Genomic DNA, 14,188 nt, shown 5'->3' on the forward strand with positions numbered 1-14,188 from the left:
GCGGCTACAGGTGGGTCGGGGCGAACATCTTCAGGACGGCCGGGAGGACCAGGACCGAGGGGCCCGGGGTGGCGAGGGACTTCTTGAGGTCCGCGGCCAGGGACTCCGGCGTGGTGTGCGCGGCCGGTACGCCGAAGGACTCGGCCAGGGCGGCGAAGTCGGGGCGGGTCAGCTCGGTGCCGGTGGTGCGGCCGAAGGCGTCGGTCATGTACGCGCGCAGGATGCCGTAGCCGCCGTCGTCCACGATGAGCCAGGTGACGTCCAGGTCGTGCTGGCGGGCGGTGGCCAGCTCGGCGATCGAGTACATGGCTCCGCCGTCGCCGGAGACGGCGAGGACGGGGGTGCCGGGCTCGGCCACGGCGGCGCCGAGGGCGGCGGGGAAGGCGTAGCCGAGGCCGCCCGCGCCCTGGGCGGAGTGCATGGTGTTGGGGTGCCGGGGGTCGAAGGCGGACCAGGCCCAGTAGCCGAGCACCGTCATGTCCCAGAAGGACGGGGAGCGGGGCGGCAGGGCCGAGCGGATCGAGGCCAGGAGGGAGCGCTCCAGCCCGAGGTCCTGCCCGGCGAGGCGGGCCTCGATCTCGGCGAGGACCATCTGCACCCGGGCCGGGGCGTACGGGTCCGGGCGCTCGGCCACGGTCTCCAGCAGGGCCTGGAGGGCCAGGCGGGCGTCGGCGTGGATGCCGAGGGCCGGGTGGTTGGACTCCAGCTTCCCGAGGTCGGCCTCGATCTGCACGACCCGGCCGCCGGGGAAGAAGGTGTGGTAGTTCGAGGACAGCTCGCCCAGGCCCGAGCCGACGACCAGCAGGACGTCGGCGTCCTCCAGGAAGTCCGTCATGTGGCGGTCCTCCAGCCAGGACTGGAGGGAGAGCGGGTGCGTCCAGGGGAAGGCGCCCTTGCCGCCGAAGGTGGTGACCACCGGGGCGTTCAGCCGCTCGGCGAGCTGCCGGAGCTTGCCGGAGGCGTCGGCGCGCACCACCCCGCCGCCCGCGATGATCACGGGGCGGGCCGCGTTCTCCAGCCAGTGGGCCGCGAGGGCCGTCAGCTCGGGGCGCGGGGCGAGCTCGTGCGGGCTCGCGTCCACGCCGGTGACCTGCGGGATCACGGTCTCGGCGCGGAGCACGTCCTCGGGGATCTCCACCCAGACCGGGCCGTGCGGGGCGGTCAGCGCCGACTCCCAGGCCGCTGCGATCGCGGAGGGGATCTGGGACTGGGTGCGGGCGGTGTGCACCGACTTCACGATGTCCCGGAAGGACGCCGCCTGGTCGCGCAGCTCGTGCAGGTGGCCCTGCCGGCCCCCGCCCAGGCCCGCGGCCGGGACCTGGGAGCAGATGGCGACCACGGGGGCGGAGGCGGCCGCGGCCTCCTGGAGGGCGGCCAGGGAGGTGAGCGCGCCGGGGCCGGTGGAGAGCAGCAGCGGGGCGGCCTCGCCGGTGATCCGCCCGTAGGCGTCGGCGGCGAAGCCCGCGTTGTTCTCCACCCGCAGCCCGACCAGGCGCAGGTCGGAGCGGCCCAGCGCGTCGAAGACGCCGAGGGCGTGCTGCCCCGGCAGGCCGAAGACGGTGGTGGCGCCGAGGCTCCGCAGGGTCTCCACGACCAGGTCCCCGCCCGTGCGGCCCGGCGGCGGCGCCAGGGCGGCCGCCGTCTGGGCCTCGGTGGGACGGAGAACCAGGTCGTGGTCGTGCGTCACGCTCGTACGCGCCCTTCTTGGCCGGTTACTGCACCTTCGTTACTGCACCTTCGCCGCGGCGATCTGGCGGCTCATGATGGTGGTCAGCTCGTACGCGGTGTGGGAGGCCGCGACCGAGGTGATCTCGGCGTGATCGTACGCCGGGGCGACCTCGACCACGTCCGCGGAGACCAGGTTGCAGGAGGACAGGCCGCGGATGATCTCCAGCAGCTCGCGGGAGGTCATGCCGCCCGCCTCGGGGGTGCCGGTGCCCGGGGCGTGGGCCGGGTCGAGCACGTCGATGTCGATGGAGATGTACAGCGGGCGGTCGCCGATGCGCTGGCGCAGCTGGTCGGCGATCTCGTCGGCGCCGCGGCGGTAGACGTCGGCCGAGGTGACGATGCCGAAGCCCATCTTCGCGTCGTCGTCGAGGTCCTGCTTGCCGTAGAGCGGGCCGCGGGTGCCGACGTGGGACAGGGCCTCGGTGTCGAGGATGCCCTCCTCGACGGCGCGGCGGAACGGGGTGCCGTGGGTGTACTCGGCACCGAAGTAGGTGTCCCAGGTGTCCAGGTGCGCGTCGAAGTGCAGCAGGGCGACCGGGCCGTGCTTCTTGGCGACCGAGCGCAGCAGCGGCAGGGCGATGGTGTGGTCGCCGCCGAGGGTCATCAGGCGGGAGCCGTTGCCGAGGAGCTCGTCGGCGGCGGCCTCGACCGTCTCCACGGCCTCGTTGATGTTGAACGGGTTCACCGCGATGTCGCCGGCGTCGGCCACCTGCGCGAGGGCGAACGGGGAGGCGTCCTGGGCCGGGTTGTACGGGCGCAGCAGGCGGGAGGCCTCGCGGATGGCGTTGCCGCCGAAGCGGGCGCCGGGGCGGTAGGACACGCCCGAGTCGAAGGGCACGCCGACGACGGCGACGTCGGCCGAGCCGACCTCGTCCAGGCGGGGCAGCCGGGCGAAGGTGGCCGGGCCCGCGTACCGGGGGATGCGGGAGGAGTCGACGGGGCCGCGCGGCTGCGTGCTCATGAGGGTGCCCTTCTGTGCCTTCTGTGTCATGCCGCCCGGGCTGGGGGTCCCGGGTCCTCCTCCGAGCGTAAGTGGCCCGCCGGATACTGCGAAGCGTACGTTTCCTCCATAGCCTGACTCCGGAATGTACGGACCATCCATGCCGACCCCCCTCCCCGACCCCACCCCACCCGTCCCGCCGCCCGCACCCGTCCCGCCGCCCGCACCCGCCCGGGGCCCCGCCGGCACACCCGCGGCCGACCCCGCGGGCGGTCCCGCCGGCACACCCGCGCGCGGTGCCGCAGCCGGTCCCGCCGGCACACCCGCGAGCGGTCCAGCGGGCACCCCCGCGGGCGGCCCCTCGGGCGGTCTCGAAGGCACGCCCGTGGCCCTGGAGGCGCTGCTCGGGGACCCGGCGCTGGGGCTCCGGGCAGCCGCCGGGGGCACCCGGGCCGAGGTGTACGGGGTGCACGCCTCGGAGATGGCCGACCCCTCGCCGTACCTCCTCGGCGGGGAGCTGCTGCTGACCGCCGGCCAGGAGCTGGGCTCCCGTCCCGAGGCCTACGCCTCCTACGTGGCCCGGCTGGGCGCGGCCGGGGTGGCCGCGCTCGGCTTCGGCGTGGCACCGGTGCACGCGGCGGTGCCCGCGGCCCTGGTGGCCGCCTGCGAGCGGCAGGGCCTGCCCCTGCTGGAGATCCCGCCGGGCACCCCCTTCACGGCGGTGGCCCGGTCGGTCTGGCGGCTGATGGCCGAGGCCCGCACCCGCGAGCTGCGCCGCGTCACCGAGGCCCAGCAGGCCCTGGCCTCGGCGGCCGCCCGCCCGGACCCGGTCCCGGCGGTCCTCCGCCGCCTCGCCGCCACCCTGGGCGGCTGGGCCGCCCTGCTCCCCGCCGACCAGGAACCTCAGGCAAACCCGGCCCCCGACCCGCACACCACCCCTGCCACCCCGGCCGCCCCGGCCGCCCCCACCACCTCCTCCGCCCCGTCCAGCCCCGCCGCCGCTGCGAGCCGCGGCGCCGCCCACGCCGTCCCTTCCGCTCCCTCTACCCCTGCCGCCCCAGCGGGTCCCGGTACCCCCTCTGCCCACGCCGCCCCCGGCACCCACGCCGTCCCCGGCACCTCCTCCGCCCCAGCCCGTCCCTGCACCCCCGCCGGCCCCGCCGGTCCCGACACCCCCGCCGCCCCCGGCACGCCCGCCGGTCCCGCCGCCCATGCCGCCCCTGCCCCGCACCTGACCGCCGCCTCCCACGCCGCCGGGGTGCTGCCGCCCGCGGAGGCGTTGGTGGCACTGGCCGCGTTGGCCCGTCGGACCGGCCCCGGGGGGCCGGCCACGGCCACGGACACGGCCGGGGGCCACCATCTGGCTGCCTACTCCCTGGGCCGGACGGGAGACGCGGCCCGTGCCGGCGGTCCGGTGCTGGTCATCGCCACCCCCGAACGCACCCCTGGCGACCACACCATCGCCGGGGTGGCCGCGGTGCTCCTCACCCTGCTGGCCGCGCGCACCGCCCCCGGCGGGGGCGAGGCGGCCGCCCTGGTTCGCCTCCTGCTGGGCGGCAGCCCGGCCGACGCGCTCGGGCCCGGTGTTCGGACCGTGGTCCACGCCCGCGGGTCCGGCGACCCGGCGGCGCTCGCCGCGTCCCTGGACACCGCCCTCTACGCGGCCGAAGGCTCGTACGTCCGGCTGCTCACCGAGCGGGTGCCGGGGCCGCAGCCGGGCTGGCGGCTGGGACTGAGTGCCCCCGCGGGACCGGCCGCACTGGCCGTCGCCGACGCCCAGGCGGCCCGCGCTCTGGAGCGCGCCGAAGCGGCCCGGGCCCCGCTGGCGCGGCATGCGGACGCCGGTTTCGCCGGGCTGGTCGGCGAGGCCGAGGCCCGCGCTCACGCGGAGGCCCTGCTCGGCCCGCTCTCCCCCGCGCTGCGCGAGACGCTGCGGGCCTGGCTGGCCCACCACGGCAGCTGGGACCGGTCGGCCGCCGCCCTGGGCATCCACCGCAACACGGTCCGCCAGCGCATCGCCCGCTGCACCGACCTGCTGGGCCGCGACCTCGACGACCCGGACACCCGCATGGAGCTGTGGTTCGCCCTGCGCCACCCCTAGGGCCTGGGATCAGGCCCTGTCGGGGAACTGCCGGGCGAGCGGCGCCTCACCGGGGGCGCGCAGCCGGTCAGCGGTTGAAGGCGGCCAGTCCGAAGCGCTGGACTATCTTCATCCCGTCCCCCTTCGCGTCGGTGCTGTTCACGGAGTAGACGAGGGTCCGCGACAGGTCGCGGGTGGCCGCGATGACCGTGTGGTAGCCGGGGCGTGAGCCCGTCTTGCCCCAGACCGCGGCCCCGCCCGGCCCGGCGCCGTCGAGCCGCTGGAGGCCGGCACTGCGGGTGGCCCCCGGGATGTCGGGGACGGTGAACATCTCCTGGAGCTGGGGCTCGGGGACGACCCGGCCGCGGAAGAGGGCGAAGAGGAAGCGCTCCAGGTCGCGGGTGGTGCTGATCATGTCCCCGGCGGCGAAGCGGTCCGTCATGTTCCAGTCGGTGACGTCGACCGGCCGGCCGTCCATCAGCTGGTAGCCGCGGTTGTGCGGGCCGTGTATGCGGGGGTCGCCGGGCTTGGGGAACGAGGTGCCGGTCATACCGACCGGCCGGAAGATCCGCACCTCGGCCTGGTGGGCGTACGCGTCCCCCGTGACCTTCTCGATCAGCATCCCGAGGATCGTGTAGTTGATGTTGTTGTAGTGCTGCTGCGTGCCGGGATCGAACTCCGGGCCCCGGCTCAGCCCCTCGGCCACGACCTGTTCGAACGGCAGGGTCTCGAAGCGGTGCGGGTACTCCTCCTCGACGGTGTCACCGAGGGAGCTGCCCGACTGGATGCCGCTGGTGAAGTTGAGGAGGTGCCGGACGGTGACCGGCTTGCTGAAGCTCGCGGGGAGGAGGCCCGGAAGGTAGGTGTCCACGGGCTCGTCCAGATCCACCCTGCCCTCGGCCGCCAACTGGAGGACGAGGGCCGCGGTGACCACCTTCGTGGTCGAACCGGCCCGGAAGCGCGCATGGTCCAGCGCCGGGGCGCCGGTGTGCAGGTCGCGCACCCCGGCCGTGCCCGTCCACCGGCCCTTCCCGCCGACCCGGATCAGGGCCGCCGTCGCCTCCCGGTCCGGAAGCCCGGCGATCCCGGCGCGCAGCGCCTCGGCGTCCGGGCCGACCGGTGTGGCGGCAGTGCCGGCAGGCCCGGGCGGCGATGCGGCCGGGGCGGCGAAGGCGGTGGCGGTGACGGTGACGGTGGCGGGGCCACCGGCCAGCCCGAGGAGGAGGGCTGCGGTGACGGCGGTGCGCGTGCGGCGGTTCATGGTCACTCCTGGGTGGTCGTGGCACTCGGTGAGCGCTCCGTGAGCACTCGGTCGCTGACAACACCCATCCTGGCGGTTACGGAGCGTGGTCGAATCCTCCTCCAAGACGACCTTGGAGCCCCACCCCCTTCGGGGTAACGCCCCCTCACCTCGGGGCGCTTGTAGGGGAAATCCCCGAGGGGGCGCCCGGCGCGGCCGGACGCCCCCTCATCACGTGGTGTCACATCGCTGCGGGTGACCCGACTCAGATGTCGATGACCCGGTACGCGATCGTGTAGACCCCGCCGGAGCCCTCCAGCGAGCGGTACTGGACCTCGCCCCCGGCCTCGCTGCCCGTGACCAGGGTGGCGCCGAGCTTGTCGTCGCCGCTGGTCGTGTCGTAGTCCCAGAGGGTCAGGGTGCGGGCCTGCTCGCGGCCCAGGACGAGGGCCGCGTTCCCGTTGCCGTCGCTCAGCGAGCGGACGTAGTTCGTGCCCATGGTCTGGTACTTGGCACTGCCGGGCCAGACCTTGATCTGGTTGCCGTTGGCGTCGGTGATCTTGAGGTACGCCTCGTCGTGGTCGCCCTCGCTCTGCTGGTGGCAGGTCAGGTCGAGCAGCTCGATCCGCACGTAGTCGATGGGCTCGGCCTGGGCCGTGCCCGCGAAGACGGCCAGGCTGCCCAGACCGAATGCGGCGGCGGTGACGATGCGTGCGGTGCGCTTGCCGAACATGGGATTCCCCCCGTGGGTCCATCCGTTCGCCGGGGCCCCTCCCCGGCACGTCCACCAAGGTGCCGGTCCGCCCCGCCTCCCCTCCACACGCGTTCCGCTGAGCGGAACGCGCCCGCAGACAGACCCGGCCGCGCCCCGCCGCAGACCGGGCGCGCCCCCGCCGCGCCTGTCGCGAGCCCCCGGCGCCGCCTGTGGGGAGCCCGGCCCCACGCCCTCCGCGCCCGCCCGCCGACCCCCCGACGCCCGCCGACCCCCGACACCCGCCGACACCCCGCCGACACCCCCGCCGTCAGGGCACGACGACCGGCGGGAGCGGGCCGGGACCGCCCGCCCCGCGGGCCAGCGCCTTGGAGATGGCGAGCCCGGTCTCGGCGACCGCGTGGGCCAGCGATTCCAGCGAGCGGCCCGCCCGCACGAGTCCGGCCAGGGCAGCCACGGTCCGCCCGTCGACCGTGCGAACGGGCACCGCCGCGCAGGTCACCCCGTCCATCACGGCCTCCTTGTCGAGCAGTGGAGCCGTCCGCCGCGGGCCGCGCAGGGCCTGCCCGGCGGCCGTGTCGAGGAGGAAGCTCATGCCGTCTCGGACCGGGACGAGCGGTTCGAGGTCGCCGGGCACCGAGCTCACCGTCATGGCCAGGTCCTCGCGCATCACGGCGAGCACCGCGCTCGCGCCGGTGACCGCGCGCAGCCGGTGGAGCGGCAGCCGGGCCGCGGCCCGCAGCCCGGGGTGCGGCTGCCAGGACTGGCCGAGGCGGAACATCTGCGGCCCGACGCGGTAGCGGGTGCCCTTGCGTTCCACCGCGCCCACCGCCACGAGCTGGTCCAGCAGCCGGTGCACGGTCCCCTTGGGGACCCCGCAGGCGAGCGCGAGCTCCGTCACCCCGGCCTCGTCCCCGTGCATCCGGAGCGCCTCCAGCAGCGCGAAGGCGCCCTCCAGCACCCCGCGGCCCTGACCGGGGCCCCGTTCCCCCGGCGCGGACGCGGCTTCCGGCGCGACGCTCGCCGCGGCCCCCGCCGTGCCCCGGCCGCGGCCCTTCGCCCCGCCCCGCGCCGCCCGTCCGCCCGCCCGTACCGGCCGGCCCGCACCGGACGCCGGTCCCGACTCCCGCCCGAACCCCGATCCGAACCCCGCCCCGGACTCCGATCCGGCATCCGGCCCGAGTCCGGCCCCGGGCCCGACCTCCGCCACAACCTCCGTCACGACCCCCGCCACGACCTCCGCCACGGCCTCCGCCGACACTCCGGCCGACCACGTCATGCTGTCCCCCGAAACGCTTCCGCCCCGCCGCATCCCCCCTGGCGCGGCCCCGGGCTCGCCAGCAGGATGCCGGGCGGCCGCCGCCGCGGCGAAAGGTTTCGGGGGCGTGTCCGGCTCCTCTGGACAGCCGCAGTGACTCCCCGGTAACTTATTAATCTGAGCAAGCGCTTAGCCGAAAGTCCGATCGACGAGTCGGCCCGTAGACGCAAGGAGGCGGCCGTGCGCCGTACGGTATTCAACGAGGACCACGAGGCGTTCCGCGAGACGCTCCGCGCCTTCATCGAGGCCGAGGTCGTCCCGGTCTACGACGAGTGGTTCGCGGCCGGCCAGGCGCCGCGCGACTTCTACTACAAGCTCGGCGAGCTGGGCATCTTCGGCATCAACGTCCCCGAGGAGTTCGGCGGCGCGGGCCTGGACACCCACAAGTTCGAGGCCGTCCTGTACGAGGAGACCTCGCGCGCGGGCGTCAACTTCGGCGGCTCCGGCGTGCACGTGCTGCTCGCCCTCCCCTACATCAAGATGCTCGCCTCCGACGAGCAGAAGAAGCGCTTCCTCCCGAAGTTCACCTCGGGTGAGGAGATGTGGGCGCTGGCGATGACCGAGCCGGGCACCGGCTCCGACGTCGCGGGCATGAAGACCACCGCCAAGCTCTCCGAGGACGGCACGCACTACGTCCTCAACGGCGCCAAGACCTTCATCACCGGCGGTGTGCACGCCGACCGCGTGATCGTCTGCGCCCGCACCTCCGCCCCGAGCGAGCAGGACCGCCGCTTCGGCATCTCCCTCTTCGCCGTGGACACCAAGTCCGAGGGCTACTCGGTCGGCCGCAAGCTCGACAAGCTGGGCCTGAAGACCTCCGACACCGCCGAGCTGGCGTTCGTCGACGTCAAGGTCCCGGTCGAGGACCTGCTCGGCGAGGAGGGCAAGGGCTTCTACTACCTCGGCCACAACCTGGCCTCCGAGCGCTGGGGCATCGCCTTCGGTGCGTACGCCCAGGCCGCCGCGGCCGTCCGGTTCGCCCAGCAGTACGTGACGGACCGCACCGTCTTCGGCAAGCCGGTCGCGCACTTCCAGAACACCAAGTTCGAGCTGGCCGCCTGCCAGGCCGAGGTGGACGCGGCCCAGGCCGTCGCCGACCGCGCCCTGGAGGCCCTGGACGCCGGCGAGCTGACCCCGGCCGAGGCCGCCTCCGCGAAGCTCTTCTGCACCGAGGTCGCGCACCGCGTCATCGACCGCTGCCTCCAGCTGCACGGCGGCTACGGCTACATGAACGAGTACCCGATCGCCCGCCTGTACGCCGACAACCGCGTCAACCGCATCTACGGCGGCACCAGCGAGATCATGAAGTCGATCATCGCCAAGTCGATGGGTCTCTGACCCTCTTGAACGAGGCACTGACGGATCTCCTCGATCTGCTCGACCTGGAGCAGATCGAGGAGAACATCTTCCGCGGCACCAGCCGGACCTCCCTGGTGCCGCGCGTCTTCGGCGGGCAGGTCGCCGCACAGGCCCTGGTCGCCGCCGGCCGTACGGTGCCCGCGGACCGGCTGCCGCACTCGCTGCACTCGTACTTCCTGCGGACCGGCGACACGGGTGCGCCGATCGTGTACACGGTGGACCGGATCCGCGACGGCCGGTCCTTCACCACCCGTCGGGTGGTCGCGCTCCAGCACGGGCAGCCGATCTTCCACCTCTCCGCGTCCTTCCAGACGTACGAGGAGGGGCTGGAGCACCAGAGCCCGATGCCCGCCGCGCCGGACCCCGAGTCCCTGCCGACCGCGGCCGAGGCGCTGCCGGCCCACCGCGGGATCTTCCGCGACCCGGGCACGGTGGAACGGCTGCTGGAGGCGCGCGGGGCGGTGGACCTGCGGTACGCGACGACCCCGCCCTGGGGTTCGGTCGGCGAACCGCGGGAGCCGCGCACGCAGGTCTGGTTCCGGACCGAAGGGAAGCTGGCGGACGATCCGCTGCTCCACATCTGCCTGGCCACGTACGTCTCCGACATGACCCTGCTCGACTCGGTGCTGCTCGCGCACGGCCGGGGCGGCTGGGCGGTGGGCGACGTGGTGGGCGCCTCGCTCGACCACGCGATGTGGTTCCACCGGCCGTTCCGCGCCGACGAATGGCTCCTGTACGACCAGGAGTCCCCCTCGGCCCACGGCGGCCGCGGCCTGGGCCAGGCCCGCATCTACACCCAGGACGGCCGCCTGGCCGTCACGGTCATCCAGGAGGGCGTGGTCCGGGTACCGCGGTCCTCCTTGCCGTGACCGCAGAGGTCCACCGTGTCACGGCCTCTCGCTGCGTTGCCGGACCAGCACCGGCTAGACCGCGCCCGGCCTGGTGGCCCACACGGTGGGCTGCCCGGTGGCCCTGGCCACCGTCTCGAAGTCGGCGTCGCAATGCAGCAGGGTCAGGCCGTTCAGTTCCGCCGTGGCCGCCAGCAGCAGGTCCACCGGGCCTGCGCTCCGGTGCTCTCCCCTGTCCGTGAGTATCCGCTGCACCGTGAGTGCCCGCCGGACCGCGTCATCGGGCATGGGCACCCGGTTGAACAGTTCGGCCAGCTGCTCCTGCTTGGCGATCCGGTCACCGAGCGTCCTGGCCGAGTAGAGCAGCTCCAGCTCGGTGACTTCGCAGACCGCGATCACCCCCTCGACCAAGTGGTCGGCCCAGCGGGCTTGAACCGCCTTGTCCTCAAGGACACGCACGATCGCCGAGGTGTCGATGAGGTGCGTCACCGCGCTCACCGGCGGTAGTTCTTCTTGTCCCTGAGGATCTCGAAATCCCCGCGCTCGGCCATGGCGGTGAGTGCCTCCAGCGCCTTCAGGCGGCGATGGCGCTTCGCCACTTCGAGGAGGGCGGCGTTCACCGTGTCCTTCTTGGTCTTCGTGCCCAGTATCGAGGCGGCCTCGCTGAGCGCCTCGTCGTCGACTTCCACATAGAGGTTGGACATCTTGGCCATCGCCATATCCTTCCCTGGGCAACTCCATATGGAGCATAGGTCTGCCGACCTGGTGGGGCAACAACCCTCACCCGCACGGGTCAAGCCCCCGCCAGCCCCGCCGCGTCCAGGAGGTACGCCGTCAGGGGGTCGTAGAAGCGGGGGTCGCGGACGTGGTCGTCCAGGGGGACGACGACCTCGACGGTGCCTTCGGCCTCGCCGAGGAACAGGGCCGGGTCGTTGGAGTCGGCGTACGCGACCACGTCGAGGCCGCGCTGCGCGGCGCAGCCCGCCCAGCCGTGGTCGGCGACCACCAGGCCGGGCTGCGGGCGGCCGGTCGCGGCGAGGCCGTCGAGGATCGCCGCCATCGGGTTCGGCGAGTGGGTGTGCCAGAGGGTCGCGCCCCGTTCCAGGACCGCCACGTCCGCGAACTGCCAGACCGCGCCCTCGTCGGCGGTCAGCCCCTGCGGGATCACGACGATCTCGCAGCCGGCGGCCCGCAGGGCGGCCGCGGTGGCCCGGTGCACGTCGAGGAGCCCGCCGGGGTGCCCGGTGGCCAGCAGTACGGACTGCCGGTCGAGGGCCGCCTTGCGCAGCCGGGCGGCCATCCGCTCCAGGGCGTCCACCGTCAGCTCGGGGTCGATGGTGTCCTGGCCGTGCCGGTGCGCCGGGTCGTCGACGACCCCGCAGCGCTCGGCCATGACGGCGAGGACGTCCTGCTCGTCGGCCCAGCGGTCGCCGAGCTCCAGCCCCAGCCAGTAGTGGCGGTCTCCGTTGGCGAGCTTGCGGTAGTGGGAGAGGTTGTTGTCCCGGGGGGTCGCCACCTCCCCCGCGATGCGCGTGCGGACGAGGTGCTCGATCAGGGCGGCGCGGCTGGGTATCGGCATGGCGCCCATTCTGCCGTCGTCCGCGCGGAGGCGGGCGGTCCGTTCCGCCGTCCGGACGGATCAGCCCGAGAGCGCCCCGAAGGCCCCGTGTGCGAGCCGCCGCAGCAGGGACTCGGCGGCGTCCCGCCCGGCCGGTCCGGCGCCGTGGGCGGACCCCAGGTGCGGGGTGGAGTTCAGCAGGCCGAAGACCGCGTGGACGGCGGCCCGGGCCTCGGCCTCCGGGGCCAGCGGGTGCAGCTGCCGTACGACGTCCACCCACAGCTCGACGTACTGGCGCTGGAGCTGGCGGACCAGCTTGCGGTCCTCGTCCCGGAGGCGGTCCAGCTCGCGGTCGTGCAGGGTGATCAGGGGCCGGTCGTCGAGGGCGAAGTCGATGTGGCCGTCGATGAGCGAGGCGAGCACGTCGGCCGGGTCCCCGGAGGCCTCCGCCACCCGGTAGCGCCCGCCGGTCAGCAGCCGCTCGCTGATGCCGACGAGCAGCTCGGCGAGCATGGCGTCCTTGCCGGCGAAGTGCCGGTAGAGGCCGGGGCCGCTGATGCCGACGGCGGCGCCTATCTCGTCCACGCCGACGCCGTGGAACCCGCGCTCGGCGAAGAGGCGCGCGGCCTCCTTGAGGATCTGCTCGCGGCGGGTGGGCGCGGCGGCTCTGGTGCTCATGGGAATTCATTCTAGACAGGGCTGTTAGCGCTCGTTAACCTGAGGGCGGCGTTAACGCTCATTAACCGCATGGACCGAGCAAGGGAGCTCGACGGATGCAGCAGGCACCGGTGCTGGCGAGCGCCGCGGACCCGGCCTCCGCGGCCTGGCGGACGAACGAGGCCGCCCACCAGGAGCTCACGGACGGGCTGCGGGCCCGCCTGGAGGCGGCCCGCGCGGGCGGCGGGGAGAAGGCGCGCGCCAAGCACACCGCGCGCGGCAAGCTCCTGCCCCGCGACCGCGTCGACACCCTCCTCGACCCCGGGTCGCCGTTCCTGGAGCTGGCCCCGCTGGCCGCCGAGGGCATGTACGGCGGCGCGGCCCCGGCGGCGGGCGTGATCGCGGGCATCGGCCGGGTCAGCGGCCGCGAGTGCGTGATCGTGGCCAACGACGCCACGGTCAAGGGCGGCACGTACTACCCGATGACCGTCAAGAAGCACCTGCGCGCCCAGGAGGTGGCGCTGGAGAACCGGCTGCCCTGCCTCTACCTGGTCGACTCGGGCGGCGCCTTCCTGCCGATGCAGGACGAGGTGTTCCCGGACCGCGAGCACTTCGGCCGGATCTTCTACAACCAGGCCCGCATGTCGGGCGCCGGGATCCCGCAGATCGCCGCGGTCCTCGGGTCCTGCACGGCGGGCGGCGCGTACGTGCCCGCCATGAGCGACGAGGCCGTCATCGTCCGCAACCAGGGCACGATCTTCCTCGGCGGCCCGCCGCTGGTGAAGGCGGCCACCGGCGAGGTGGTGACCGCCGAGGAGCTCGGCGGCGGCGAGGTCCACTCCCGTATCTCCGGTGTGACGGACCACCTCGCGGAGGACGACGCGCACGCCCTGCGGATCGTCCGCAACATCGTGGCCACCCTTCCGGAGCGCGGCCCGCTGCCGTGGCCGGTGGAGGCTCCCGAGGAGCCCAAGGTGGATCCGGCGGGGCTGTACGGCGCGGTGCCGGTGGACTCCCGTACGCCTTACGACGCCCGGGAGATCATCGCGCGGATCGTGGACGGCTCCCGGTTCCAGGAGTTCAAGTCCGAGTTCGGCCAGACGCTGGTCACCGGCTTCGCCCGGATCCACGGCCACCCGGTCGGGATCGTGGCCAACAACGGCATCCTGTTCGCCGAATCCGCCCAGAAGGGCGCGCACTTCGTCGAGCTGTGCGACCAGCGCGGCATCCCGCTGGTCTTCCTCCAGAACATCTCGGGCTTCATGGTCGGCCGGGACTACGAGGCCGGCGGCATCGCCAAGCACGGCGCGAAGATGGTGACGGCCGTGGCCTGCACCCGCGTGCCCAAGCTGACGGTGGTCGTGGGGGGTTCGTACGGCGCCGGCAACTACTCGATGTGCGGCCGGGCCTACAGCCCCCGCTTCCTGTGGATGTGGCCCAACGCCAAGATCTCCGTGATGGGCGGGGAGCAGGCCGCCTCGGTGCTGGCCACGGTCAAGCGGGACCAGCTGGAGGCCCGCGGCGAGTACTGGTCCCAGGACGAGGAGGAGGCCTTCAAGGCCCCCGTCCGCTCCCAGTACGAGGAGCAGGGCAACGCCTACTACGCCACCGCCCGGCTCTGGGACGACGGCGTGATCGACCCCATGGAGACCCGGCAGGTGCTGGGTCTGGCCCTGACGGCCTGCGGCAACGCCCCGCTGGGCGATCCGGCCTTCGGCATCTTCCGCATGTGAGGACCCTTTTCATGT

Annotated in this window: 13 protein-coding genes; 4 read left to right on the forward strand and 9 right to left on the reverse strand. The window is 74.0% G+C overall.

Features of this window, described 5'->3' with window-relative positions:
* Positions 1 to 4: 4 nt before the first annotated feature.
* Both ACZ407_RS04295 and speB read right to left on the reverse strand, forming a co-directional pair.
* Positions 5 to 1,687, reverse strand: a complete 1,683-nt coding sequence (locus tag ACZ407_RS04295) for a thiamine pyrophosphate-binding protein (RefSeq protein WP_468125344.1) — start codon at positions 1,685 to 1,687, stop codon at positions 5 to 7.
* Between the two features lie 39 nt (positions 1,688 to 1,726).
* Entirely contained in the window at positions 1,727 to 2,689 is a 963-nt protein-coding gene (gene speB, locus ACZ407_RS04300) for an agmatinase (RefSeq protein WP_468125481.1), read from the reverse strand.
* Positions 2,690 to 2,828: 139 nt separating this feature from the next.
* On the opposite strand from speB, the gene ACZ407_RS04305 reads away from it, so the two are divergent.
* Entirely contained in the window at positions 2,829 to 4,769 is a 1,941-nt protein-coding gene (locus ACZ407_RS04305; RefSeq protein ID WP_468125346.1) for a PucR family transcriptional regulator ligand-binding domain-containing protein, read from the forward strand.
* A 67-nt stretch (positions 4,770 to 4,836) separates the two neighbouring features.
* On the opposite strand, the gene ACZ407_RS04310 is transcribed toward ACZ407_RS04305, so the two are convergent.
* From ACZ407_RS04310 to ACZ407_RS04320, 3 genes are all read right to left on the reverse strand, one after another.
* Complete coding sequence (locus ACZ407_RS04310; RefSeq protein ID WP_468125347.1) at positions 4,837 to 6,009, reverse strand: serine hydrolase domain-containing protein; 1,173 nt, start codon at positions 6,007 to 6,009, stop codon at positions 4,837 to 4,839.
* A gap of 244 nt (positions 6,010 to 6,253) precedes the next feature.
* Complete coding sequence (locus tag ACZ407_RS04315) at positions 6,254 to 6,721, reverse strand: hypothetical protein (RefSeq protein WP_468125348.1); 468 nt, start codon at positions 6,719 to 6,721, stop codon at positions 6,254 to 6,256.
* A gap of 289 nt (positions 6,722 to 7,010) precedes the next feature.
* The gene (locus ACZ407_RS04320) at positions 7,011 to 7,979 is read right to left on the reverse strand and encodes an IclR family transcriptional regulator (RefSeq protein ID WP_468125349.1); all 969 of its coding nucleotides are present in this window, start codon (positions 7,977 to 7,979) and stop codon (positions 7,011 to 7,013) included.
* A 219-nt stretch (positions 7,980 to 8,198) separates the two neighbouring features.
* On the opposite strand from ACZ407_RS04320, the gene ACZ407_RS04325 reads away from it, so the two are divergent.
* Together ACZ407_RS04325 and tesB are read left to right on the forward strand one after the other, a co-directional pair.
* A complete protein-coding gene (locus ACZ407_RS04325; protein WP_468125350.1) occupies positions 8,199 to 9,356 on the forward strand; it encodes an acyl-CoA dehydrogenase family protein in 1,158 nt (385 codons plus the stop codon).
* Between the two features lie 5 nt (positions 9,357 to 9,361).
* Entirely contained in the window at positions 9,362 to 10,246 is an 885-nt protein-coding gene (gene tesB, locus ACZ407_RS04330; protein ID WP_468125351.1) for an acyl-CoA thioesterase II, read from the forward strand.
* Between the two features lie 54 nt (positions 10,247 to 10,300).
* On the opposite strand, the gene ACZ407_RS04335 is transcribed toward tesB, so the two are convergent.
* From ACZ407_RS04335 to ACZ407_RS04350, 4 genes are all read right to left on the reverse strand, one after another.
* The gene (locus ACZ407_RS04335) at positions 10,301 to 10,723 is read right to left on the reverse strand and encodes a PIN domain-containing protein (protein ID WP_468125352.1); all 423 of its coding nucleotides are present in this window, start codon (positions 10,721 to 10,723) and stop codon (positions 10,301 to 10,303) included.
* Positions 10,720 to 10,929 (reverse strand): type II toxin-antitoxin system VapB family antitoxin, encoded by a 210-nt coding sequence (locus tag ACZ407_RS04340; protein ID WP_468125353.1) that lies wholly within the window; start codon positions 10,927 to 10,929, stop codon positions 10,720 to 10,722. Before ACZ407_RS04340 ends, ACZ407_RS04335 begins: the two co-directional genes overlap by 4 nt.
* Before the next feature lie 89 nt (positions 10,930 to 11,018).
* A complete protein-coding gene (locus ACZ407_RS04345) occupies positions 11,019 to 11,804 on the reverse strand; it encodes a phosphatase (RefSeq protein WP_468125355.1) in 786 nt (261 codons plus the stop codon).
* Between the two features lie 60 nt (positions 11,805 to 11,864).
* Positions 11,865 to 12,461, reverse strand: a complete 597-nt coding sequence (locus ACZ407_RS04350) for an SACE_7040 family transcriptional regulator (RefSeq protein WP_468125356.1) — start codon at positions 12,459 to 12,461, stop codon at positions 11,865 to 11,867.
* A gap of 95 nt (positions 12,462 to 12,556) precedes the next feature.
* Here ACZ407_RS04350 and ACZ407_RS04355 point away from each other — a divergent pair, with 95 nt between their 5' ends.
* Positions 12,557 to 14,173, forward strand: a complete 1,617-nt coding sequence (locus ACZ407_RS04355) for a carboxyl transferase domain-containing protein (protein WP_468125357.1) — start codon at positions 12,557 to 12,559, stop codon at positions 14,171 to 14,173.
* Positions 14,174 to 14,188 lie beyond the last annotated feature (15 nt).

Source organism: Streptomyces sp. NPDC030809, from assembly GCF_055572195.1.